We start from the raw sequence: 23,368 nt of genomic DNA on the forward strand, positions 1-23,368 counted from the left end.
CTGATAGCTTACCACTAGATAACCTCTAAAAATTAAGAACGGGATCAGGTTAATAATTCCTGTTGAATGCGACGGAGATTTTCGATTCTTGCCTCGGTGGATGGGTGAGTAGCGAATAAATTAGCCAGAAACTGCCCCGAAAAAGGACTGCTAATTAACAGCGGTTCAAAGGCAGGATTGGCATTTAAGGGCATTTGACGACCGATCAATTCTAAACGGGTTAAAGCCCGGGCTAAAGCTTCGGGATTCTCGGTCAAGCGAGCGGAACCAGCATCAGCCTCGAATTCTCTGGTACGAGAGATAGCCATCTGAATCACAGTGGCGGCAAGGGGGGCGAGAAAGATGGTAAGTAGTAAACCGATGAGATTGCCCCCTTGACGATGGCGAGAATTGCCAGCAAACAGGAAACCATAACTCAGCATTCTGGCGAGGTAGGAAATCGCCCCGGCAACGGTGGCCGCAACAGCTTGGGTTAAGGTATCCCGGTTACGCACATGAGTTAATTCGTGGGCGATAACTGCTTCTAATTCGTCGGCGGGCAGCAGGTTTAAAATGCCCTCGGTAACGGCGACGGCGGCGTGTTCGGGATCTCTGCCGGTGGCGAAAGCATTAGCGGCGGGGGTGGGGACGATATAAAGTTGCGGCGTGGGAATATTGGCTTGACGAGAGAGATTTTCCACCATTTGGTAGAGTTCGGGGGCTTGTTGGCGGCTGACTGGTTGGGCTTGGTAAGCGGCCAGAGCAATGCGATCGGAGAAGTACCAAGAACCGATATTAGTAATGGCGGCGATTACTAAACCAATTAAAGCACCGCCCTGACCAGCGAGCGCGTAGCCAATAGCGACAAGTAAACCGGCTAGTAAACCCAATAAAGCAACAGTTTTAAGCTGATTCATCTTTATTTATCTTAGGAAGTGAGAGGTATAAAAGATGTGGGGAGACCTTTCAGTTATCAGTGAACAGTAATCAGTGATCGGTGATTAACGGAGGCAGGGGGCAGGGGGCAGGAGTCCGTTTTTGTAACGGGGATTTATGCCCCGCTCCAAAAACTTTTCGCCTTAAGGCGAGGTTTTAGACCTGATTTTGTCGATAATATTACTCAAAACTCAGTGGTTAGTGGTCACTAGCCCCTTCTAACCGATAACTGATAACTGATAACTGATAACTGGTTAAGGCCTAGCATAAAAACTGAAAAAAACTCGAAAGTTAATAATAATTTAAAGAATTTGACGCCGGAGAATAATCAGATTTTGGCTGATAGCTAAACCCTGACGGCTGGCAAAATAACAGAAATTCTTAAGAAGCTAAAGGGTTTAAATCCCCAGAGAGAGCATTGTAGAATGAAGCGGTTAGTTATCTACTAGAAGATAGGACTTTTCCGTCCCAGCGAAACAATTCTATTCAAATCTTTAACCCAAATTGCCAAGGAGACTGAGTTTTAATGTCTGTTAATTTTCTGGGAGTTGGTTTGTTTCACCCTCTCCTTACCCCTTATCTCGCCCTCCATATTCCTGACGGCTTTTTGAGTCCACCGGTGAGTCTATTTACTTGGATAATTGCCGTCGTCCTGATTGGCTTTTCTCTCAAAAAAGTGCGCGGTCACTACGCTGAACGGGCTGTACCTTTGATGGGAGTTTGTGCCGCCTTTATTTTTGCCGCCCAGATGATTAATTTTCCCATTCCGGGGGGAACCTCCGGACATTTATTAGGGGGGACTCTTGCGGGGGTTTTACTCGGTCCCTGGGCGGGTTCTTTGGTGATGGCGGTGGTTTTTATCGTTCAAGCTTTATTTTTTCAAGATGGCGGTTTAACGGTTTTAGGGGCGAATATCGTCAATATGGGTTTGATCGGGACGTTTGGCGGTTATTATCTCTATCTAGGGATTAGGAAAGCCCTCGGTTTTTCCAGTTGGCGCGGTATGGCGATCGCTGTTGCCCTGGCCGCTTGGACAAGTGTGGTGGTGGCAGCGTTGGTTTGCGCGCTGCAATTGGCTTTATCGGGGACTGTACCGCCTTTAGTCGCCCTTTTTGCCATGTTATCTTGGCATATCCTCATCGGCATCGGGGAAGCGGTGATTACCGTTTTCGCTGTCGGTTATATCTGGCGAACCCGTCCCGATCTTCTCTACGATCCGCCCCATTCCGTTAATACTTCTGTTCCCCCTGCCTACGCTTCTCGTCAATAGACCTCTTGTAAAAATCAAAAATTGTTGTTAGGGTCAGGAGTCGGTCGTCAGGAGAATTAAGAATGAATAATAATCAATTAAATGGTCTATTTAAGGATTTTAGGCAATTTAATCCTTATTTTTACCGTTTTTGAACCCTCAAAAATTAATTATGCAAGAGGTTTAATAAAGATTAGCCCATGAATATTCGCAGAAATAGCCAATTTTTTCTGATTGGCCTAGTATGTTCCCTAATTATCGCCGTTTTTCTTTCTCCCTTTGCCAGTCCCGATCCCGACGGACTCGATCGAGTGGCGGAAGACTTGCAATTTAGCAAAAAAGAAGACCCTAACGCCCTAGGTAGTCAATTACCTTTCGCCCGAATTTTTGATGGTTATGCCCTCAAAGGTGTTCCCGAAGGTGTCGCCACTCCCCTCGCCGGTTTTCTGGGAACTCTTGCCACTTTCGGCATCGCTTGGGGTATCGGTAAATTAGTGATTGCAAAATCCCAAAATCAGGAGTAAGGAGTCGAGACGTGGGGACGTGGGGACGTGGGCAAGTGGGGAAGTGGGGCATTTAGCTGAAATTTCCCTAAACCCCTAAACCCCTAAACCCCTAAACCCCTAAATCCCTAAATCCCCTTTCTAACTGATAACTGATAACTGATAACTGAATAAATGCTACATATTGCTACTTTTTCTTGCGAAAATGAGTGCCAAAATTTCGGTTTTTGGCAGAGACTCGCGCCCCATACCCGGGTTTTAGTTACTCTTTTGTTAGTTTTTGCCACAGCCTTAACGCCGAATGGTAGCTGGGAAACTTGGGGGATTTACGGATTAGGATTAATTATTTTAATTCTGATCAGTCGGGTGGCTATTCCCGTACTTTTACAAAGAGTAGCGATCGAATTTGTCTTTATCGGTGTGGTTTTATTGGGAACTCTTTTTCGTGATGGCGGCGAAATTCTTTGGTCTTGGGGATTTTTGCGGATAACTAGCGAGGGATTGCTAGTTTTAGGCAGTGTCGCCCTAAAAGCTTTTCTCTGTCTTTGTACGGTCAATATTCTGGTTTTAACGACAGCAATTCCCGACCTGTTGCAAGCATTAGTTACCCTGAAAACTCCCCCTTTATTGGTGGCAATTTTGGCTTCTATGTACCGTTATCTAGCTGTTTTGATCGCTGAATTTAATTCCATGCGAAGGGCAGCAATTGCGCGCAATTTAATGAGTAGTCCCCGATGGCAACGGCTGCTAGTGGGACACATGATCGGCGCTTTATTTATCCGTACCTACGAACGTGGCGATCGCATTTATCAAGCCATGTTATCGAGGGGTTACACCGGTTCCTTGCCCTCTGTACAGGTTCCCCAAAGCAAGCTGAAAGATTATCTCGCTATAATTTGCATAGTAATTCTGATCCTCTGGGGTCAAATGGTACATCTACTCAGGTAAAAGTCTCGTTTTTCATGCACCACAACCCGATTTTTATTGAAAACCTAGTTTATACCTATCCTGACGGCACAGAAGCGTTAAAAGGTATTAATTTAGCCATTGAAGCTACGGAAAAGGTAGCTTTGGTCGGGGCAAATGGATCGGGAAAATCCACCTTATTACTGCATTTTAACGGTATTCTCCCGCCGCAAACGGGTAAAATCACCGTCGGTCCCTACCAAGTTAAACCGGAGAATTTAGAAAATATCCGCAATTTTGTCGGTTTAGTCTTCCAAAACCCCGACGATCAGCTATTTATGCCCACTGTCTGGGAAGATGTGACTTTTGGACCGATGAATCAGGGAATTCGGGGAGAGGATTTAAAACATCGCTGTCATCATGCTTTACACGCGGTGGGATTGGATTCCCAGCATTACGGTAAGAGAAACAGTCAGAATCTATCGGGGGGTGAAAAAAAACGCGTGGCGATTGCGGGGGTTTTAGCCATGTTGCCCCAGGTCTTAGTTTTTGATGAACCTAGCGCCCAACTGGATCCCCGATCCCGTCGGCAATTAATACAACTATTGGCCACTTTACCCCAAACTCAAGTGATCGCCACCCACGATCTCGATCTGGCTTTAGAACTATGCGATCGCACGGTGGTGTTAAGTCGTGGTCAGGTGGTGGGAGAGGGAGAAACCGCTAAGATTTTAAGTAATCGGGAATTTTTGGAAGAACACGACCTCGAAACACCCCTTTGTTATAGTCGTCCCTACTGTGCGATCGCTGATGCGCCCTCACAAGTCAGTGATCAGTTATCAGTTATCAGTGATCAGATGTGAGTTTTCAGTTCACCGATTACTCTTTACTGGACGGCTACGCCGTGCCTTTGGCAACACTGAAAAAAAGCTCCCTTTTCCCCTCTCATAGACAGTCTTAACGAGTGATTTAGATAGGGTATGCTGAATAAATCTAAAAACCTTGTTTGGTAAGACTTTTAGACTTTTTGTCAATCAAAAAGTACCAGATATGGGAGTGATCGGGGGGAAAATTCCGGGACTTTTTCCCTGCAAATTAGGTAATTGACCTCCTCAAAATCGGTAAAACCCCACACCCCACACCCTGTCCCCACGAAAAACTTTTTCAGCAGCTCCTAGATGGTCAACAGCTTACCGCTACTTAGCGGTTAATTTTGGGGATTCTAAGGGAGAATGATGTAATAACATTAATTGATTTTCTTGTAAGATTTCGATAGCATAAGCAAGGCCAGAAGTATCGCTAAATTCAACTTCAAAAACATTTGGCTCATAGACTTCTACAATTGTTCCCACTTGCCCGCGATATAATCCCAATTGGGGTAAGTCTTCTAATAAAGCAACCACATCTAAGAGTTTCATTTCATCATCTCCTTAAAGTACATAACAAGTAACTAAACGGGGAAATTTTTCAGCATTTCTGATTATCCAAACACTGGGAATAATAGCCGTTTTGTTTTGATGATTCAGGGGAAAGTCAATAATATACTTTTGTCCATATTCCCACTTCTGCAAGAAGTCTGTGGATAGCTTGCCTGAGTAAATACTGATGTCCGATGCACAATTTTGAGATTTATTATCGGTTTCTTGCATAGAAGAGAGGACAAAAGCCAGCAAGTCTGACATTCTTAGGATAGGTAGCACGAAAATCGAGGCCATTTCTCACGATGCAAGCTCTGCTAGAAAAAGCTCAGATAGCGTTGAATAAAAAGGACTGGGAGACAGTAAACGCCAGCATACAGCGACTTTTAAACCAAAAAGATGCGATTGAACCGATTATTAACGATGAAATCCTCGATTTAGCCCTAGAAGCTTTACAAAAATGTGATTTTCAACAGCGATGGGAGATAGCGAAACTATTTCCTCAAATCGGTCAATCGGCGATCGCTCCTTTAATTGCCCTGTTAGAATCCGAGGAACAAGATGGGGAAATGCGCTGGTTTCTGGCGAGAATTCTCAGTCAATTTGACGATCAAGCCTGTATTCTCGCTCTCAGTCAATTATTGCAAAGATCGGAGGAGGAGGAACTCAGGCAAATGGCTGCGGCCGCTTTAGCTAATATCGGTAGTTCTGCGATCTCTAGTTTAGGACAATTACTGTCCGACTCGAACAGGCGTTTTTTAGCCGTACAAGCTTTATCACAAATTCGCCGGCCAGAAATTATCGAACCGCTTTTAACTGTAGTTAAGGATCAATCTAGCGCCATTCGGTCCATGGCGATCGAAGCTTTAAGCAGTTTTCACCATCCCCAGATTACTGCGATTATCCTCGATGCTTTACGGGATCCAGCCATCGCTGTGCGACGGGAAGCAATTAAAGCTAGTAGTTACCTAGGGACGAATTATCCCCAAGCAGATTTAGTTAACCATCTGCAACCTCTGTTATTCGATATCCACCTCGATATCTGTCAAGAAACTGCGATCGCTCTCGGTCGTATCGGCACAGCAACCTCAGCCAAAGCTTTAAACCCACTGCTGCAATCTTCCTTAACTCCCGATAGTTTAAAATTAACTGTAGTGCGAGCATTAGGCTGGATCGAGGATGGGGAAGCTTTAAATTATCTAGAAAAGGCTTTATATAGCGAAAATGTCTTGATTTGTCGGGAAATTATCGCTATTCTCGGCCGGCAAACCTCCCAGAAATTACGCCGACAAGCAGGGGAAATTCTCCGTAATTTTTATCACTCCCGTCCGGCGATCCTCGCTGATACGGGAGTTAAACAGTCTCTAGCGATCGCTTTAGGAGAATTAGATCGGGACAATAAAAGTATTTTGCTGACTTTAGCAGCCGATGGGGAAGCAATCGTCCGTCTCCATGCTCTCAGCGCCCTGAAAAAGCTAGATCATGGGACTATATAGGGTTGGCTGAAAAACTTTTTGCCGCAAACCCTAAGTAGGAGAATTGCCAGATCCTGTCTTTTGCACGAGTGCCTGTTGCCTCTTGCCTTCAGAAGCTGATAACTGATAACTGATAACTGATAACTGATAACTGATTTAAGGTCTTTGCAGCAAGATTAATTCTTCAACGGGGAGGAAATCATAGTATTGACCTTGATTGGCTAAAACTGCGATTAAATGGAGACGAGCATCGGGTTCAATGTGTAATCCTTCCCAGGGGACAGCAATTTCCAAACATTGATTAAAAGAAGCTTTGGCACTACTAGGAACTCGCTGCCAAGTAAAATATTCTTGAGCGACTTCTAACCAAGTAAATTCCGTGATTAAATTTATTCCTAGATGATGATGATAACCGTAATCGAGGGGCGATCGAGGGGGAATATCTGCTAAGGGAATTGGACTTTGCAGACGATGCACTTCGTCATAATACCAATATAAATGCACTTCAGGCGGGATATCTTTGCCTAATTCTGCCCCCGGTTTCCAATCGAAACGCAGATAAAAATTGAGGTGATCCCAACCGAAAAAGAGTCTTTGTACTAAGGAAGTCCGGTGCATTGTACCACTGGCGCCGCCAATTTCGATCCGTCCAGCTTTATCCCAATCCTGTTCGTCCCCAAAACCGTCGATAATGGGGTGAATAAAAGCTAGTGGACGATTACTTTGTTTATCTCTGTGTTCTTCCACCGGTTCGAGCAAATAGGAGGGAATTGGCTCATTTAAAGCTTGATAGAGGGCGATCAGGTGTTCGCGGAAAAGTTGGTCAAAAATTGCGTCATGATTGGAGGAATGGCCATAACCAAACCACCAAAACCAATCGGAACCCTCCGCTGCATACAATGCTTCCCACGCATCGGGGTTATTATCTTCCGTCGCTTCTGGGTGATTAGCGAGGGTTTGACGGGCTAAAATTAGATATTCCCAAGCTTTATTTTTAGCGGGATCGCCGATCCAAGTGGTAAAATTGGCATCGATCCAAGAGCCGCTATGAAGTTTATTGACAGGAATTTTTGCATTAGCGGGAAAGCGATCGAGATATTCGGAGACGGTGACTAATTCGATCGCTTGGTGGTCGCTTAAAAGTTGATAAAGATTCTCTAGGAAGGGTAAACCGTCTTGATGATAGTTTTCCCAGCAGTTTTCGCCATCTAGCGCAATGGTAACTAACCAGGGTTTTTCTAGGGTCGTGGTTTCTGCGTTGGTTTTCAGTTGTTCGGCGATCGCTTCTAGGTGTTTAACTAAGTCTGTAGCGGCCTCTTGCGCTTTCATGCCACTATAGCTAAATCCGATCAGATCCGAGAGACGATGATCGCGGAAAACCATCGATAAATTGCCGTTGCTAGTTTCCAGACAGTAGGGACGATAAAGCAATTCTGGTTCGCTAATATTGCCTTTTTCGTCGCGATGAAAGTAATGTCCCAGAGACCAACCTAACACCCCCTCATCGGAACATAACCACTGAAAACCCTGTTTAGCGACAGCGGGGAGAATCGCGGGACTAACGGATTGTTCCGAGGGCCAAAGTCCTCGAGGATGTTTATCAAAGCGATCGATATAGATTTGCCAAGCTTTCTGGAGATGGCGGGAAATATCTTCAGGATAGTGGAAATATTGCCGAGGAAGGGTCATATTCGGCACTGCTACCCGGCCGGCTTCCGAGTTGGCCAGCAGGGGTAAAATTGGATGGGTGTAGGGACTGGTCATGATTTCTAGTTGTCCGGTTTCCTGCATTAACCGGTGTTGCGGCAAGATACGACGCAGAATTTGACGCTGTTTGGAGATAATTCGCTGGCGATCGCTTAAAGTGAAGTTTTTTCCCTGTTCTAACCAGGCAGCGATTTCTGGGTCACTGTGAAAGATAGGATCGATCCAAGCGAGGTTATGCCAAGCCAAGAGATCGCTATAATCTTGGAGATGCCAATGGCTAATACACCAACTATGACCGTTTTCTTGACGCTGTGCGTATAATTGCCCGTAACGGGGGTGCGGATCGATCAGGGTACGATGGTTAGCATCGAAAAAGTGTTCGAGGATAAAGTGTTTTTGTGCCAGGGTTAACTGCGCTTCTGGGGTGACGGTGAGGGCAAGATAGGGGTCTATAGCTAGTCCGTTGACGTAATCCTCTAATTGCAGGATTAAAGAGGGGACAAGGTTGACAGTTTGGTGTAATTTGGGAAAACGTTCTAGAATCAGGATTAAATCGAGATAATCTTTCACCCCATGCAGTCGCACCCAGGGTAAGCGATATTGTCCCGAAGCATCGGTGCGAGTTTGACAGGATTTGTAGAGGGGTTGGTGTTGATGCCAAATAAAAGCGACGTAGAGAGGATAGGCCATGATAATACCGAGGAAAAGTGCATATAACAGGCTTTAAAGCCGTTATATTAGATAATAATGGACAATAAAGCCCATTATAGATTCTTAAAAGTTGATTTCGGTCACTACCATAATCCTATCAACTGGTTTTGAGGGGGTATCGTCTCTTTGTATTTGTTAAAGGATCGGCTCCTCTGGTGTTGATTATTTGCAGTTCAGCAGTAGAATCCCTAATACTATTTTTCGGTTCTTCGTTACTTGGTATGGTTCGATCAGGGGGCATAAATCGGCTAAATCCTTATCTGGCAAGAGACTTAATTGATTAGCTCGTTCTAGATTGAAAACAATTGGCAAAAATCGAAGCAATGTCTTTCTATATAATGGTTTCATCCCTTATAACTCCCGTCCATTGCATAACACAAACCGAAGAACCTATTTTTCTTACTGATTACTGATTACTGATTACTGATTACTGATTACTGAAAAACCCCCATCACCTCGATCGACAACATTTTTCAGGATGATAGGATAAGCTGGAATTATCGAAACCGTAGAAATAATAGATAAAATGAGTAATCTCCTCTGGCCGCCTTTTCTCAAGAAAGCTTACCGTCAAGAACCAATAACTAGCTTTATCTTTACCGCAGCGGCAGTAGATGTCATCATCGGGGTTGTAGGACAAAGATGGACACTGCTATCTTTAGGGGCAACGATTATGGCGATCGCTATCTTCGCTAGGTGGCAACAGAGTCAAAAAACCAAGGCAATCAACAGAGAAGAAGCGGCGAGATATTATTTACCGCCCCAATCGGGTCAAGTAGCTTTACCAACCCTGAAAAACGAAAAAAATCGACCTTCTTAGCTCAAAAATCTGACCTTGCTTGGCAATCAATCCCCTCAAAGGCTAGAATCTATAGCACGGTTCATTTGTTAATATTCAACTAAATTTATGAAATTCCGATTTATGGGTGGGGAGAAACTTGTCGGGGCAATTGTGGTCAGTGTCTTAACCACGCTGGCAATCGGGCAACATCAGCTTAGTCAGGCCCAAAGTCCCATTGCCCCCGCTCGACCCGCGGCTGCAAGTGGCGAAAAAAACCCAGAAACTATCCTGGTAGAAGGTTTAGGCAGACTTACCCTCGCTAAAACCTTAGAAGGGCAACAATCCACCCCTAATGCTGTGATTTTCAGCCCCGATAACCAATTAGTTCTCGCTGGTGGTAGTGATACGGATCCTCTCCTGAGAATTTGGTCGGTAAAAACAGGAGAAAAAGTCTCCCAAACTCGCGCCCAAAGAACCAGCGTCAAAGCTTTAGCCATTAGTCCCAACGAAAGATTATTAGTTAGTAGCGGTTTAGATGGTTCTATTAATTTTTGGAATCTGCTGGAAGGCAAGTATTTAGGAATTGCCCTCGAACACGGTAATACTGTCCTCGCCCTTACGGTTACTCCCGATGGTAAAACGTTAATTAGTGGTGGTTTGGAAGGAATTCGCCTCTGGACAGTGCAACCTCCCCGCCGTCCCCTCTATCGTTTAAATTGGGTGGGTAATTTTGTTTATTCCCTAGGGATGAAGTCCGATGGTGTCACCCTTGCTAGTGGTCATGAAAACGGTGAGGTAAATTTTTGGGACATCCGCGAGGGCAAATTTTTGTCGAAATTTTCCGCCCATCCCCAAGCGGTTAGCAAGCTTTTATACAGTCCCGACGGCAAAAATTTAATTACGGGTAGTTTAGACCGCACGATTAAAATCTGGGATACGAGCAATAATAAGTTATTATTTACTCTCATCGGTCATACGGCCCGAATTCGCTCCTTGGCACTCCATCCTAACGGACAAATTCTCGCTAGTGCCAGTAATGACGGTGTGCGTTTATGGGATGTGACGACGGGTAAACAGTTGGCCTGGTTTGATAATAATTCCGACTGGGTGGAATCCCTGGCTTTTAGTCCCGATGGGCAGTATTTGGCTAGTGGTAATTATGATTTTAAAATTCGCCTCTGGCAATTCGTCCGTTAGGCAAAAATATCTTCATTTAGCCTTTAACCACTTCTAGAAAAGCTGATTTAGCCGCTGCCTGTTCCGCTGCTTTTTTGCTTCTGCCAGTTCCCACTCCTAATTTCTGATCATTTAACCACACTTCCGCACAAAAACGTTCTTGATCTAAACTATTGATTTCTTTTACTAAATATTGCGGCAGTTTTTTGTATGTTGCTTGTGTCCACTCCTGCAAGGCATCCTTATAATTCTGTCGGGCCGGATCTCGACGAATTTCGGCCGCTTTTTCCCTTAGTGGTTCATCTAGCCAAGAACGCACTAAAACCATAGTCTGTGTACTAAGATATAATGCTCCCAAGACCGCCTCAAAAGCGTCTGCTAGTCGCGAAATTCTCCCCGCTTGATCGATACTCGTACTACTTGATACCAACAAATAACGCTCGAAACCGTAGCGATCCGCAAATTCCGCCAGAGTGCGATCGCTAACCATCATCGATCGCAGGGCGGCAAATTCTCCCACTAGCGCCTCCGGATAGGTTTCTAACAATACCTCCGCCGCCGCCAGTCTTACCACAGAATCGCCCACAAATTCCAATTGTTCATAATTCTTATCACGGGAAATACTGGGATGAGTTAGAGCTAAATCTAATAAATCCCACTTGACGGGGACATCAGCCGATAAACCCAGCTTTTCCACTAGGGTTTTTAATTGTTTTTGGCGACGCGGATCACTTAAGGACATGGGAGCGGGGAGCAGGGGTGTGGGGTGTAGGGTGTAGGGTGTGGGGTGTGGGGAAGTGGGGTGTGGGGAGACCACTTCGTGCGCGTTGCGGGGGGAGATGGGGAGAATAAATCAAAGCAATCTCCTATCTCCTGAATACTGACTCGGAGAATACTGATAACTGATAACTGATAACTGATAACTGATAACTGATAAAGGAGAGAGTCAGACATAAGCCGAATTCTGTATTTCCCAACAGCAGTAAAATCGCTTTTACCTTTGTTGGAATAGAGGTTATCTATCTGGGATAATTGTCACCAATTACCTCAAGCGGTTCCTAAGAACGGGACAGGAAAAAGACCAACCTTTGTCCCTCCACCTTGCTCCCCACCGGGGTTTACCGAGCCAGTACCTCTCGATACTGCTGGTGCGCTCTTACCGCACCTTTGCACCCTTACCCCCAATCAGTTATCAGTTATCAGTTATCAGTTATCAGTGGAAAGTTATCAGTGGAAAGTTATCAGTTATCAGTGAATTTACTTTCGTTACTGTTTACTGATCACTGTTTACTAATCACTGAAAAAAGGGGCGGTATTTTTCTGTGGCACTATCCTCACGCTCGCGCGCACTGGACGTTATCCAGCAAGTGTGGTCTTTCGGGAGTTCGGACTTTCCTCGCAATCATTGATCAAATGATTCCGCAACCTCTAGACCAACTCTCTCCTATTCTCTAGTATGACTTACCAGAGACTCGATCGCTCATATATCCTAGTCAATAATCAGTGATCAGTAAACAGTGAACAGTGAAAAGACAGCAGGAAACTGCTATTTAATACTGCTCGCTTAATACATACTGCTCACTTAAAACTCAAATCTGATAACTGATAACTGATAACTGATCAATGTCGATCGCTCTAAACGTTAACATTAAAGGTAATGGCTATCCGATCCTCTGTCTGCACGGTCATCCCGGTTCGGCAGCCAGTATGTCTGTATTTACCGATCATTTTTGCCAACGCTGGCAAACCCTGGCCCCGGATCTGCGCGGCTACGGTAAAAGTCGTTATCGCCGCGATTTTCAGCTAGAAGAACATCTAGAGGATTTAATCGGGCTGCTCGATCGCCAAAAAATCCAGCAATGTTTAATTCTCGGTTGGTCTTTGGGGGGTATAATCGCACTGGAATTAGTATTGCGGCATCCCGATCGCTTTCCTGGTTTAATTCTAGTGGCCTCGGCCGCGCGGCCTTGGGGTAGTCATCCTCCTATCACCACCACAGATTTAGTTTTGACGGGGATGGCGGCAATTCTCAATCAGATTAAACCGGGATGGTGTTGGAATATTGATACTTTTGCTCGTCGTTCCCTGTTTCAGTACCTTTTTTCACAACATCAAGCGATCGCCTATCAATATCTCGCTCAAGATGCTGTTCCTGCCTACTTACAAACTTCTCCCTTTGCCGATCGCGCTTTAAATCGGGCTTTAAAAAAAGGTTACAATTGTTTAAAATCTCTTGACAAAATTACAATTCCCTGCCTGGTTCTGGCGGGGGCAAATGATCGCCATATTACCAATGCCTCTAGCCAAGAAACGGCCGAAAAACTGAAACTGTCTCGGTGGAAATGTTACCCAGATACGGCCCATCTGTTCCCCTGGGAAATCCCCGACTTAGTTTTAGGGGACATTGATAATTGGTTAGCGGAGCATTTTAGCGATAAACTGGCAGAGTGAAGTGAAAACTACTGCCGTGGTCAGGGACACTATCCACCCAAATTTGACCGTAGTGGGCGCGAATAATCTTGCGACAGACCGATAAACCGATGCCATAACCTTCTTTACCCTCATCCCGTTTGAGACGCACATGACCCTCAAAAATATGCTCTTGTTTTTCTTCGGGGATGCCGGGGCCGGTATCACTGATGCTCACCTGTACTTTTTGAGTAGTACGATGGAGGACAGAAAGGGTAATTTCGCCGCCGGCGGGGGTATATTTGATCCCATTCTCCAGGAGATTAATAATCACCTGTCGGATTAACTCCTCATCAGCATAGACGGGGGGCAGATCTTGGGGGATATCGCTTTGGAAAATTAAAGTCTTTTCCTGAAAAGTATCGGTAAATTGAGACAAAATTTCCTGACAGAGAGATTGCAGATAAAATTTACTCTGGTGGAGAGTGAATTGCGCCGCCATGCTCTTAGAAGCTTGTAGAATATCTGTGATCAAACGGTTCATAATCCGAAACTGTTTGCGGGCCTGTTGGTGCAGTTGTTCTCGTAATTGCAGACTGCGCTCAGTATCCGGTTGATGATAGGCTAATTCTAGGGTTTCCACAGCGATGGAAGCAGCGGTAAGAGGACTGCGTAAATCGTGGGCTAACATAGCCAAAATTTGGTCTTTAAATTTTAATTGTTCTAATAATTCTTCCTTTTCTTGTTTGAGACGAAAAACCTCATCGGCGATGCGGATGAGTTCGCCCGAATGTTCCACCTCTTGAAGTTGTGCATCCTCAGCGTGATGATTTTTGACCTCCTCTTTAATCGCTTTTTGCCAACGTACCAACCATTTTTTAAACTGTTCCACCAGATTACTGCCTGCGAGGGTATGACGGGGACCAGGGGCGATTTTGACCAGGGCCGGGGTAGCTACAAGGCGAAAATGTTCGACTAAATGAGGTTGCTGGCGAATTTCGATGATCTGTAGGTCAATTGGGTAATCAGACTTTAAAGACTGGAGATAGGACTGAATTTGACGGATAATTTCTTGAGAACTGGGACGGTCATCAACAAACAGCAAAAGTTGAATCGAGAGAGGCGTTGTCGTCTCTCTTCCTAAAGCAGTCAGTGGCTCGTTAGATGGGAGCATCGGAAAATTAGTAAACCTAGGGATTGACGAGATCGATCGATGATCGATCGACTTTTATCATATTCTTTATTGTAGAAGCTTAAGATAGTATAAAATCTACTCAACCTAATCTTAAAGTTTTATTCCTTAATTCTAAGAAGAAATCCTATGGCTTTTGGCTATGTTGCCCTAGTTCTCCACGCGCATCTCCCTTTCGTCCGCCATCCCGAAAGCGATTACGTCCTCGAAGAAGAATGGTTATACGAAGCAATCACAGAAACCTACATCCCTCTCCTGCAAGTTTTTGAAGGTCTCAAGCGGGACGGTATCGATTTTAAAATGACCATGAGCATGACTCCGCCTTTGGTGTCGATGCTGCGGGATCCGTTACTGCAAGAGCGTTATGAAGAACACTTAGGCAAGTTAGAAGAATTAATTGCTAAAGAAATCGACCATAATCAACATAATGGCCATATTCGCTACTTAGCCGAATATTACGCTGAATCTTTCCAAAGTATCCGACAAACTTGGGAAAAATACGATCGAGATCTGGTCAAAGCCTTTAAACAATTCCTCGACAGTAATAACCTAGAAATTATCACCTGTGGTGCGACCCATGGTTATATGCCCCTGATGAAAATGTACCCACAAGCGGTGTGGGCGCAAATTGAGGTGGCCTGTCAACACTACGAAGAAAATTTCGGTCGTCGTCCCAAGGGCATTTGGTTGCCGGAATGTGCCTACTATGAAGGGGTAGAAAGAATGTTAGCCGATGCGGGCATTCGTTACTTCCTCGTCGATGGCCACGGTATTCTCTACGGTCGTCCGCGTCCCCGTTACGGCAGTTACGCGCCCATTTTCACAGAAACTGGGGTGGCTGCTTTCGGTCGTGACCATGAATCTTCCCAACAGGTGTGGTCTTCCCAAGTCGGTTATCCGGGGGATATAGTTTATCGGGAATTCTATAAAGATTTGGGCTGGGAAGCGGAATACGAGTATATTAAGCCCTATATCATGCCCAACGGTCAACGCAAGAATATAGGCATTAAATACCACAAAATCACTAGCCGGGACGGTGGTTTATCGGAAAAAGGGCTTTATGACCCCTACTGGGCCAAAGAAAAAGCCGCCGAACACGCGGGCAATTTTATGTATAATCGCGAGCGGCAGGTGGAGAGTTTAGCGGGAATTATGGGCCGTCCTCCCCTGGTTGTTTCTCCCTACGATGCCGAGTTATTCGGTCACTGGTGGTATGAGGGACCCTGGTTTATTGATTTTCTGTTCCGCAAGTCTTGGTATGACCAAAATATCTACCAAATGACCCATTTAGCCGATTATCTCCGGTCTAACCCGACCCAGCAGGTCTGTCGTCCTTCCCAATCCAGTTGGGGTTATAAGGGTTTCCATGAATACTGGCTGAATGAAACTAATGCTTGGATCTATCCTCACCTACACAAAGGCACGGAACGGATGATTGAATTAAGTCATCATGAAGCGGAGGATGAATTGCAGGAACGGGCTTTAAATCAGGCGGCCCGGGAGTTATTATTAGCACAATCTTCTGATTGGGCGTTTATTATGCGAACCGGTACGATGGTTCCCTATGCTGTCCGGCGCACTCGTTCCCACCTGCTGCGGTTAAATAAAATCTATGAAGATGTGAAATCCGAGAAGATTGATGCCGGTTGGCTGGAAAAAGTCGAGGAAATCGACAATATTTTCCCCAATATCGATTATCGCGTCTATCGACCCCTGTAATCTTTGTTAGAGATTAATAAAAATTTTGGTGCGTTATGGTTTGTAACGCACCTTGTTGCTTTCTGATTCACTCATTACTTGAGCTCCTGTAGATTTCTGCACTATCTAGGGTCTGCTGAATAAATCTAAAAACCTTGTTGGGTAAGACTTTTAGACCTTTTGTCAATCAAAAAGTACTGGAGCTGGGAGTGATCGGGGGGAAATTTAGGCACTTTTTCCCTGAAAATTAGGTAATTGGCCACCTCAAAACTGGTAAAACCCCACACCCCACACCCCACACCCCACACCCTGCCCCCAGGAAAAACTTTTTCAGCAAACCCTATCTACAAAAATAGTACCCAACTTATCGAAAATTTGGGTTAAAACCCCGTCGTTTTACGACGGCTTTTCCTGATTTTTAATGTAGCACTTAAGAACTTCCAGTGGCGCACCTCTCAGTTATCAGTTATCAGTTATCAGTTATCAGTGGGTAAGTTATCAGTTATCAGATGTGAGTTTTTAAGTGTGCAGTATTAAATAAGTAGTCGTGCAAAATTAATTTCCTAGTGAAGATAGGCAAGAGACAAGAGACAAGAGGCAAGAGGTGGTTAGATATGTGTAATTAATTTTGCTTAGGTACTTAGAAGTTTCCTACTGTCTTTTTACTGATTACTGATCACTGATTACTAACCGACTTGGCATTATTGACAGACCTAGTTAGAATAGAGTACAGACACAAATATCTTAACCCAATGAAAGCGAGGTATCAATACCGTATTTACCCAACAGACCAACAAAAGAGGCTTTTGTCTCAATTGTTCGGGTGTGTGCGCATTGTCTGGAACGATACCTTAGCTTACTGTCAAGAACTCTATCGACAAGGGGAGAAAAAGCCAAAATATACCGAGTTATCTAAAAGACTAACTCAAATTAAAAAGACGACAGAAAAAGTCTGGCTGACCGAGGTTTCTTCTATCCCTTTACAACAGTCTTTGAGAGACTTAGAGACAGCCTATTCTAACTTTTTTGCATCTTGCAAGGGAGAGAGAAAAGGAAGAAAAGTAAAACCTCCTAAATTTAAGAAGCGTAAATCTAAACAATCAGCGAGATTTACTGACAATGGTTTTACCATCAATCAATATCACGTTACTTTAGCCAAAATCGGTGATTTAAGAATCGTTTGGAGTCGCCCATTACCCTCTAAACCTTCTAGCGTTACCGTGATTAAAGATGCAGCAGATCGCTATTTTCTCAGCTTTGTTGTCGAGATTCAGCCCGAAATACTTCCTAATAACGGGGAGTCCGTGGGAATCGATCTAGGGATTGCTACTTTTGCGACTCTCTCAACAGGGGAAAAGATAGACGCACCGAAACCGTTAAAGAAACAATTAAAACGGCTAAGAAAGGCACAGAAAAACCTTTCTAGAAAGCAAAAAGGAAGTAACCGACGGGAAAAAGCTAGGAAACGAGTAGCTAAAATCCACGCAAAGATTAAGGACACTCGTACTGATTTCTTGCAGAAACTATCCACTAGAGTTGTTCGTGAAAATCAAACGATAATTTTAGAGGATTTAAACACATCGGGAATGGTTAAAAATCGTAAGTTATCCCGTGCCATATCAGACTTAGGATGGCGTTCTTTCCGAGATATGCTATCGGCAAAATCTGATAAATATGGGCGTAATTTTCGGATAATTTCCCGATGGGAGCCAACGTCTCAGCGATGTTCCTGTTGTGGGAATATTGGCGGGAAAAAAGCGTTAAATATCCGTGAGTGGGAATGTCTTTTCTGTGGGACTTTTCATGATCGAGACGTGAACGCCGCAATTAATATCAAGGTCGCCGGTGGGCAATCGGAGACTTTAAACGGGCGTGGAGGACAGCATAAGACTTCTGTTAAAGAAGCAGCATCTCGTGAAGCGTCAACCCAGCGGTCGGTCGTTCAATTAAGTTTGTTTGATCTGCCGGTCATCACCGTCCGGCCCCGGCGGTGAGGATGTCAAAATACAGAAGTAGGCATTGGGAATGGATGATGGCTAATAGCGAAAGTGAAGAGCGGCAGATAGCTTTGGCAATATACACAAATATTAGTCCCGTCCGCTGTCCGCTCGACTGCGCTGTTATGGGGCATATTCATCGATTACCCCAAAATTACATCCGTTTCAGCAACTCATCATACCCCCCTGATTTTTTAGGGCTGCCCGGCCAGTTCCGACTCTAATTTGGCCAGAATCTGGGGTTTAAGTTGCTCGAGTTTCTGTTTTAACATCCGCTTGCTAATTTGCGGGCTGCCCACTGAGGCTAATTGACTATCTCTCACCCATTGCTGCAAAATTTGGCATTGATTGGCGGGAATATTAGCGGTGATCACATTTTCACAGATAGGGCCGCCTTCGAGGGGGAAAAATAAAATCCAGTATTGACCGGTTTCGGCGAGGGTTTTGGTCATTTTTTGACCTTGGGGGGTTTTTAAGTCCAAATAACAGGGCAACCAGCGGGGTCCCCATTGACGATGATAGAGGACAGTAATCCAGAGAATCATCGGGTGAGGTGTGGGTAAAAAGAGGAATTGATTATAACGGACACTAGCAACCCGGACGGCGATATCCTCTCGAGCCAACATTACCCATAAACTGGCAAAAACGCCGTCAGCAGCCCGGAGACAGCGTGAGAAGACAATTTTTTGGCGCGGTTTATCCTCGGGCCAACTGGACTTGAGACAGATATCCCTCGCATTAGCAGCAGAAACAATGGTTTGATTTAAATCATCAAGGGTTTTGATTTTGCTGGTGTAATCGTCGGTTTTTTTGACTATTTCATTTTTGACTAGGGGTTCAAGTCGTTCGAGACGTTGTAGTATATCTGTAACACTTGAAGGGCGATCGCTGGGTGCTTTGGCCAAGCAGCGCAGGATTAACTGTTCTAATTCTGGCGGTAATTGCAAGCTAGAATTAAAGGAACGGGGTTCGGCGTAGTGGTGAACCTCATACCAACTGCCAAAGGAGGGATTATTGGGAAAAACGGGCGTTTCTCCCGTGAGCATCTCGTACATCATAATCCCAAAACTGTAGATATCGGAACGATGATCGAGTTCTTTACCTTCCATCTGTTCTGGGGAACAATAGGCTAAGGTTCCCATAAACGATTGGGTTTGGGATTCTCCTGATTGGATGAGTTTAGCGATGCCAAAATCGAGAATTTTCACCAATTCCCCTAATCCTGAGTCCTGAATCACCATAATATTGCTTGGTTTGATGTCCCGGTGAATAATCGGACACATCTCCCCTTGCAAGATAATACCGTTATGGGCGCATTCCAGGCCGAAACAAATCTGACGGGTGAGATTGAGAAAGCGCGGGAGGGGCAGCGGCTGATGTTTGATGATTTCACTCACGCTCTCCCCCGGCAAAAATTCCATGACGTAGAAGGGGACTTCCTTGTCATCTACACCATAATCACGAACTTTAACAATATGAAGACTTTTTTCGCCTAAAAGTGCCGAAATAGTCGCCTCTCGCTCGAAGCGCTCACGCATTCTTTGGCTGAGGAGAGTTTGCGAGAGTAATTTCACGGCGACGGTTACGCCACCTAATAGTTTATCTTCTGCTCGATATACTTGTCCCATGGCGCCGCTACCGATCAACTCGACCAGTTGGTATCGATTGGCAAGTAAGCTCCGATGTCTAGATTCTGCCGACATAGCTAGGCTACTGTGTGAATTATAGTGAGTCTGGTGGAGAGAGTTTTGGTTCTTCGTTACTTGGTCTGGTTCGAGCAGGGGGCATAAATCGACTAAATCCTTATCTGGCAAGAGACTTAATTGATTAGCTCGTTCTAGATCGAAAACAATTGGCAAAAATCGCAGCCATGTCTTTCTATATAAGGGTTTCATCCCTTATAACCCCCGTCCATTACATAACACAAACCGAAGAACCTTTTTTTCGGGCTAAAAGCATCATTTTTAACATATATAGCAATTCCCATAGTTGTGAGGTACAGAGTCTTAGGTTTTGAGGAGTCAGGATTCAGGATTCAGGATTCAGGATTCAGGAGTCAGGAGTCAGGATTCGGGATTCAGGAGTTAAGATTTTGGTGTACCTCATGAGATTGGGAAACGCTATATTTTCAGGCATTTTTAGTCATTGCCCCTTGCATAATTAATTTTTGGGGGTTGAAAAAATGAAAAAACTAAGTATAAAGTACCACAAAATCTCTAAATAGACAATTTGATTGATTATTATTCGTTCTTGATTCTCCTGACTTGAAAGAGGGTGTGGGGTGTGGGGTGTGGGGTGTGGGGTGTAGGGTGTGGGGAAGGAAACCTCTTTCATCTGTGGGGGTGAAAATTTTTTCATCGGGACTGCCTAGGGACTCCTAAACCACCACTACAGGCAAATCCCTAACCCCTGTAAAACTTTTTTGCCGAAAGTGACCGATCTGCGTAATAATTCTTTAATAAAGATTTGTAAACTTGAAAATGATTATCCTTTCGCAGTGCTAGAGATTTAATGAGACGACTAATTGCGATCGAAAAAGCTCTGCTCATCGGTCATATCGTATCGATGGCTTTTGGACTAGCGGGATTGTTGCTAGTTTTGCCCCATCCCGAATTTGTGGCCAATTTACCAGATTTTGGCAAAACTGCCTTTGCTTGGTCAATGGCCGGGGGGGGTGTGGTGTATATGGTGTTAGGAATGGCAGCGGTGGCTGTTTATGCCTATCGGACTCTAGGAGTGTGGCACTGGTTAGGATTCATGGTTCCCGCTATCAGTTTATCCCTTTGTAGCGAACTTTTGGGAACCAGTACCGGCTTTCCTTTCGGTCATTATCGTTATCTTTCGGGCTTAGGTTACAAAATTGCGGGTTTAGTACCCTTTACTATCCCCCTATCTTGGTTTTATCTCGGTTTTAGTGCCTATATTATCGCTCGTGTTGGTTTATCCACTCTTGCTATACCCCAGTGGCTACAAAATCTAGGAGCGATCGCTATCGGGGCGGTATTATTAACTTCCTGGGATTTTGTCCTAGATCCGGCCATGAGTCAAAGTACCATCCCCTTCTGGATTTGGGAACAACCGGGGGCCTTCTTTGGGATGCCCTATGAAAATTTTACTGGTTGGTTCGGTACAGGTTGTGTTTTTATGACGGTAGCCACTTTAATTTGGCAAGTGCAACCGGTGAAACTGCCAAGTCAAGATTTAACCCTGCCTTTTGTGATGTATTTGGGTAATTTTGGCTTTGCTACGGTCATGAGTATCGGTGCTGGTATTTATCCGCCGATTTTCTTAGGATTACTCACCGGTATTCTGCCTTTAATACTCCTCTATAATCGCGCCAAGGCTGTTGCTTCCGGGCAAACAGTGGCAACCAGCGAAGTAACAACCCTAAAAATCCCCGTTGTTTCGGTGAGAGGAGCCAAATAAGTTGTTAACTGAGATAATTCTCGGTGCATTCTGCCTGGGGCTACTGCTGTCTCAGGCTGTTGCCTTTTTTATCCTTCTTTCCCGTCTGCTAAAAGGGGCGCGTCGTCGTCCTCCCCTGACTCCCCAACCCCCCACCCCGGAGATGTTAGGGACAGTAAGCGTGATTGTGCCGACGTTAAACGAAGTGGCCAGGATTGACGGTTGTTTACAGGGATTGAGTCAACAGAGTTACGAAGTGCGAGAAATTCTGATTGTCGATAGCAATTCCCAAGATGGTACGCGGGAAAAAGTCAAAGAGATAGCGGCAAAAGACCCCCGCTTTCGCTTGAAAACCGATTATCCTTTGCCCCCCGATTGGGTAGGTCGTCCCTGGGCGTTACACAATGGTTTTTTGTTTAGTTCTCCTAAAAGTGACTGGATTTTGGGCATTGATGCCGATACCCAACCCCAAGCAAATTTAGTGGCTAGTTTAGTTAAAGCTGCGATCGCAGAAGGTTACGATTTAGTTTCCCTGTCGCCGCAATTTATCCTCTCCTATCCGGGAGAATGGTGGTTACAGCCAGCTTTATTGATGACTTTGCTCTATCGCTTTGATGCGGCCGGAGTGCGCGAGCAAGATCCCGAAAGAGTGATGGCCAATGGTCAATGTTTTCTCTGCCGGCGGTCAGTTTTAGCGGCTTTAGACGGTTATAGCGGGGCAAAAGGTTCTTTTTGCGATGATGTCACCCTGGCCCGTCTAGCGGCAACGAAAGGCTATCGGGTGGGATTTCTCGATGGGGCGAAGTTGATTCGCGTGCGGATGTACGAAGGACTTAAGGAAACTTGGCGCGAATGGGGCAGATCTCTTGACCTCAAAGATGCCTCCTATCAGGGGCAATTATGGGGCGATTTAGCTTTATTAGCTCTTACTCAGGGATTACCGATAATTATCACTCCTTTACTGCTCACAGCTTTGATTTTTGGCTACAATTTCCTGAGTTTAAAAATTGTCTTGACTTTAAACCTGCTGCTGTTATTGATTCGTTTTGCCCTTTTATTGGCTGTCTCTCCTAGCTACTATCGGGGCGAAAAAGTCAATCTATCTTCAGGATTATTTTGGCTATCTCCCCTAGCAGATCCGCTGGCAGTTATCCGCATTTTTGTCTCTGCTTTTACCCGTCCCCAAAGTTGGCGCGGTCGAGTGTATCAGTAATATTTTTTGATATCCGTAAAGAGGTTGATGTACCTTGTAGTCACAATTAAGACGGTCAATGAGGCGAACTCATCAGACCACTATTTACTCCTTCTACATAATAATTGAGGCTCAACTATGGACCCTATTTCTCTGATTCTTGCTGCTTTAGGGGCTGGTGCGCTCGCTGGCGCTAAGGATACCGCAGGAACAGCTGTTAAAGATGCCTATCAGGGTTTGAAGACTTTAATTAAGAAGAAGTTTGAAGGCGATGTTCTGGGACAAGCGATGGTAGATGCCAAACCAGAAGAAATCAAGCAAGCTGAAGGTTTGTTAAAAGATAAAATTACCAAAGCTGGTGCTGATCAAGATCAGGAAATCATTAAAGTGGCTCAGGATTTACTCGATCAAGTCAAAGAACAGCCCGGTGGACAGGAGATAATCAATCAAACTCAAACTAATACGGTGAGCGGCGTAACTGTTGGTGGAAACTTTGAATTTAAGCCAGTTCAAGAAGGCAAGAAGAGTTAAGAAAGCGTGAATTTGAATAAGGGTTCGGTAAAATTTGACCACTTAAACAAAGATTAGAAGGAGTGCTGGATTTAGCTGAACCGACAGCCATTTGTTGCATCTC

General features: G+C 44.9%; 21 protein-coding genes and 1 other RNA gene. 13 read left to right on the forward strand and 9 right to left on the reverse strand.

Going from position 1 to position 23,368, the window contains the following annotated elements; translation table 11 throughout:
* Nucleotides 1-44 precede the first annotated feature (44 nt).
* Entirely contained in the window at nucleotides 45-896 is an 852-nt protein-coding gene (locus MAE_RS26485) for a zinc metalloprotease HtpX (RefSeq protein ID WP_002796646.1), read from the reverse strand.
* A gap of 545 nt (nucleotides 897-1,441) precedes the next feature.
* Between MAE_RS26485 and MAE_RS26490 the strand changes: the two genes are divergently transcribed.
* From MAE_RS26490 to MAE_RS26505, 4 genes are all read left to right on the forward strand, one after another.
* Nucleotides 1,442-2,185: an energy-coupling factor ABC transporter permease gene (locus MAE_RS26490; RefSeq protein ID WP_012268224.1), complete on the forward strand. Its 744-nt coding sequence runs from the start codon at nucleotides 1,442-1,444 to the stop codon at nucleotides 2,183-2,185.
* A 179-nt stretch (nucleotides 2,186-2,364) separates the two neighbouring features.
* Entirely contained in the window at nucleotides 2,365-2,688 is a 324-nt protein-coding gene (locus MAE_RS26495) for a PDGLE domain-containing protein (protein WP_002796648.1), read from the forward strand.
* Nucleotides 2,689-2,841: 153 nt separating this feature from the next.
* A complete protein-coding gene (gene cbiQ, locus MAE_RS26500; protein ID WP_002796649.1) occupies nucleotides 2,842-3,615 on the forward strand; it encodes a cobalt ECF transporter T component CbiQ in 774 nt (257 codons plus the stop codon).
* 14 nt (nucleotides 3,616-3,629) lie between these two features.
* Nucleotides 3,630-4,436 carry an energy-coupling factor ABC transporter ATP-binding protein gene (locus MAE_RS26505; protein WP_012268226.1) on the forward strand — a complete coding sequence of 269 codons (807 nt, stop codon included), beginning with the start codon at nucleotides 3,630-3,632 and terminating at the stop codon, nucleotides 4,434-4,436.
* A gap of 333 nt (nucleotides 4,437-4,769) precedes the next feature.
* On the opposite strand, the gene MAE_RS26510 is transcribed toward MAE_RS26505, so the two are convergent.
* Complete coding sequence (locus MAE_RS26510; protein WP_004161153.1) at nucleotides 4,770-4,991, reverse strand: DUF4926 domain-containing protein; 222 nt, start codon at nucleotides 4,989-4,991, stop codon at nucleotides 4,770-4,772.
* Between the two features lie 12 nt (nucleotides 4,992-5,003).
* Nucleotides 5,004-5,288, reverse strand: coding sequence for a DUF6883 domain-containing protein (locus tag MAE_RS26515; protein WP_148204778.1), 285 nt, complete (start codon nucleotides 5,286-5,288; stop codon nucleotides 5,004-5,006).
* Nucleotides 5,289-5,296: 8 nt separating this feature from the next.
* Here MAE_RS26515 and MAE_RS26520 point away from each other — a divergent pair, with 8 nt between their 5' ends.
* Nucleotides 5,297-6,487, forward strand: a complete 1,191-nt coding sequence (locus MAE_RS26520; RefSeq protein ID WP_012268229.1) for a HEAT repeat domain-containing protein — start codon at nucleotides 5,297-5,299, stop codon at nucleotides 6,485-6,487.
* A gap of 135 nt (nucleotides 6,488-6,622) precedes the next feature.
* Here the strand turns inward: MAE_RS26520 and MAE_RS26525 are convergent, their stop codons facing one another.
* Both MAE_RS26525 and MAE_RS31195 read right to left on the reverse strand, forming a co-directional pair.
* Nucleotides 6,623-8,863, reverse strand: a complete 2,241-nt coding sequence (locus MAE_RS26525; protein ID WP_012268230.1) for a glycoside hydrolase — start codon at nucleotides 8,861-8,863, stop codon at nucleotides 6,623-6,625.
* Nucleotides 8,864-9,046: 183 nt separating this feature from the next.
* On the reverse strand, nucleotides 9,047-9,196 hold the full coding sequence (locus MAE_RS31195) for a hypothetical protein (RefSeq protein WP_231859681.1): 150 nt from the start codon (nucleotides 9,194-9,196) through the stop codon (nucleotides 9,047-9,049).
* Between the two features lie 214 nt (nucleotides 9,197-9,410).
* Between MAE_RS31195 and MAE_RS26530 the strand changes: the two genes are divergently transcribed.
* Both MAE_RS26530 and MAE_RS26535 read left to right on the forward strand, forming a co-directional pair.
* Nucleotides 9,411-9,704, forward strand: a complete 294-nt coding sequence (locus MAE_RS26530) for a hypothetical protein (protein ID WP_002796655.1) — start codon at nucleotides 9,411-9,413, stop codon at nucleotides 9,702-9,704.
* A gap of 87 nt (nucleotides 9,705-9,791) precedes the next feature.
* Nucleotides 9,792-10,862 carry a WD40 repeat domain-containing protein gene (locus MAE_RS26535; RefSeq protein WP_041804449.1) on the forward strand — a complete coding sequence of 357 codons (1,071 nt, stop codon included), beginning with the start codon at nucleotides 9,792-9,794 and terminating at the stop codon, nucleotides 10,860-10,862.
* A gap of 16 nt (nucleotides 10,863-10,878) precedes the next feature.
* Here MAE_RS26535 and rnc read toward each other — a convergent pair whose 3' ends face one another.
* Entirely contained in the window at nucleotides 10,879-11,583 is a 705-nt protein-coding gene (rnc, locus tag MAE_RS26540; RefSeq protein ID WP_002796657.1) for a ribonuclease III, read from the reverse strand.
* Between the two features lie 196 nt (nucleotides 11,584-11,779).
* Nucleotides 11,780-12,282: RNase P RNA component class A (gene rnpB / locus MAE_RS27865), an RNA gene on the reverse strand.
* 182 nt (nucleotides 12,283-12,464) lie between these two features.
* Between rnpB and MAE_RS26545 the strand changes: the two genes are divergently transcribed.
* Nucleotides 12,465-13,292 carry an alpha/beta fold hydrolase gene (locus MAE_RS26545; RefSeq protein ID WP_012268233.1) on the forward strand — a complete coding sequence of 276 codons (828 nt, stop codon included), beginning with the start codon at nucleotides 12,465-12,467 and terminating at the stop codon, nucleotides 13,290-13,292.
* Here the strand turns inward: MAE_RS26545 and MAE_RS26550 are convergent.
* Nucleotides 13,270-14,424, reverse strand: a complete 1,155-nt coding sequence (locus tag MAE_RS26550) for a histidine kinase (RefSeq protein WP_012268234.1) — start codon at nucleotides 14,422-14,424, stop codon at nucleotides 13,270-13,272. The genes MAE_RS26545 and MAE_RS26550 overlap by 23 nt on opposite strands.
* A 147-nt stretch (nucleotides 14,425-14,571) precedes the next feature.
* Between MAE_RS26550 and MAE_RS26555 the strand changes: the two genes are divergently transcribed.
* Nucleotides 14,572-16,161 (forward strand): glycoside hydrolase family 57 protein, encoded by a 1,590-nt coding sequence (locus MAE_RS26555; RefSeq protein ID WP_012268235.1) that lies wholly within the window; start codon nucleotides 14,572-14,574, stop codon nucleotides 16,159-16,161.
* 731 nt (nucleotides 16,162-16,892) lie between these two features.
* Complete coding sequence (locus MAE_RS26560) at nucleotides 16,893-18,134, forward strand: RNA-guided endonuclease InsQ/TnpB family protein (protein WP_012268237.1); 1,242 nt, start codon at nucleotides 16,893-16,895, stop codon at nucleotides 18,132-18,134.
* A gap of 197 nt (nucleotides 18,135-18,331) precedes the next feature.
* Here MAE_RS26560 and MAE_RS26565 read toward each other — a convergent pair whose 3' ends face one another.
* A complete protein-coding gene (locus tag MAE_RS26565) occupies nucleotides 18,332-19,840 on the reverse strand; it encodes a serine/threonine protein kinase (RefSeq protein ID WP_012268238.1) in 1,509 nt (502 codons plus the stop codon).
* An 808-nt stretch (nucleotides 19,841-20,648) separates the two neighbouring features.
* Between MAE_RS26565 and cruF the strand changes: the two genes are divergently transcribed.
* From cruF to MAE_RS26580, 3 genes are all read left to right on the forward strand, one after another.
* The gene (cruF, locus tag MAE_RS26570) at nucleotides 20,649-21,563 is read left to right on the forward strand and encodes a gamma-carotene 1'-hydroxylase CruF (RefSeq protein ID WP_012268240.1); all 915 of its coding nucleotides are present in this window, start codon (nucleotides 20,649-20,651) and stop codon (nucleotides 21,561-21,563) included.
* A 1-nt stretch (nucleotide 21,564) separates the two neighbouring features.
* Nucleotides 21,565-22,755, forward strand: a complete 1,191-nt coding sequence (gene cruG / locus MAE_RS26575) for a 2'-O-glycosyltransferase CruG (RefSeq protein WP_041804450.1) — start codon at nucleotides 21,565-21,567, stop codon at nucleotides 22,753-22,755.
* A gap of 117 nt (nucleotides 22,756-22,872) precedes the next feature.
* The gene (locus MAE_RS26580) at nucleotides 22,873-23,265 is read left to right on the forward strand and encodes a hypothetical protein (protein ID WP_002761829.1); all 393 of its coding nucleotides are present in this window, start codon (nucleotides 22,873-22,875) and stop codon (nucleotides 23,263-23,265) included.
* Nucleotides 23,266-23,368: the final 103 nt, after the last annotated feature.

This window comes from Microcystis aeruginosa NIES-843 (assembly GCF_000010625.1).
Lineage (GTDB): Bacteria > Cyanobacteriota > Cyanobacteriia > Cyanobacteriales > Microcystaceae > Microcystis > Microcystis aeruginosa.

Coding starts and splice junctions, on each gene's coding strand:
- MAE_RS26485 (WP_002796646.1), bottom strand. CDS start 896: ATGAATCAGCTTAAAACTGTTGCTTTATTGGGTTTACTAGCCGGTTTA.
- MAE_RS26490 (WP_012268224.1), top strand. CDS start 1,442: ATGTCTGTTAATTTTCTGGGAGTTGGTTTGTTTCACCCTCTCCTTACC.
- MAE_RS26495 (WP_002796648.1), top strand. CDS start 2,365: ATGAATATTCGCAGAAATAGCCAATTTTTTCTGATTGGCCTAGTATGT.
- cbiQ (WP_002796649.1), top strand. CDS start 2,842: ATGCTACATATTGCTACTTTTTCTTGCGAAAATGAGTGCCAAAATTTC.
- MAE_RS26505 (WP_012268226.1), top strand. CDS start 3,630: ATGCACCACAACCCGATTTTTATTGAAAACCTAGTTTATACCTATCCT.
- MAE_RS26510 (WP_004161153.1), bottom strand. CDS start 4,991: ATGAAACTCTTAGATGTGGTTGCTTTATTAGAAGACTTACCCCAATTG.
- MAE_RS26515 (WP_148204778.1), bottom strand. CDS start 5,288: ATGGCCTCGATTTTCGTGCTACCTATCCTAAGAATGTCAGACTTGCTG.
- MAE_RS26520 (WP_012268229.1), top strand. CDS start 5,297: ATGCAAGCTCTGCTAGAAAAAGCTCAGATAGCGTTGAATAAAAAGGAC.
- MAE_RS26525 (WP_012268230.1), bottom strand. CDS start 8,863: ATGGCCTATCCTCTCTACGTCGCTTTTATTTGGCATCAACACCAACCC.
- MAE_RS26530 (WP_002796655.1), top strand. CDS start 9,411: ATGAGTAATCTCCTCTGGCCGCCTTTTCTCAAGAAAGCTTACCGTCAA.
- MAE_RS26535 (WP_041804449.1), top strand. CDS start 9,792: ATGAAATTCCGATTTATGGGTGGGGAGAAACTTGTCGGGGCAATTGTG.
- rnc (WP_002796657.1), bottom strand. CDS start 11,583: ATGTCCTTAAGTGATCCGCGTCGCCAAAAACAATTAAAAACCCTAGTG.
- MAE_RS26545 (WP_012268233.1), top strand. CDS start 12,465: ATGTCGATCGCTCTAAACGTTAACATTAAAGGTAATGGCTATCCGATC.
- MAE_RS26550 (WP_012268234.1), bottom strand. CDS start 14,424: ATGCTCCCATCTAACGAGCCACTGACTGCTTTAGGAAGAGAGACGACA.
- MAE_RS26555 (WP_012268235.1), top strand. CDS start 14,572: ATGGCTTTTGGCTATGTTGCCCTAGTTCTCCACGCGCATCTCCCTTTC.
- MAE_RS26560 (WP_012268237.1), top strand. CDS start 16,893: ATGAAAGCGAGGTATCAATACCGTATTTACCCAACAGACCAACAAAAG.
- MAE_RS26565 (WP_012268238.1), bottom strand. CDS start 19,840: ATGTCGGCAGAATCTAGACATCGGAGCTTACTTGCCAATCGATACCAA.
- cruF (WP_012268240.1), top strand. CDS start 20,649: ATGAGACGACTAATTGCGATCGAAAAAGCTCTGCTCATCGGTCATATC.
- MAE_RS26580 (WP_002761829.1), top strand. CDS start 22,873: ATGGACCCTATTTCTCTGATTCTTGCTGCTTTAGGGGCTGGTGCGCTC.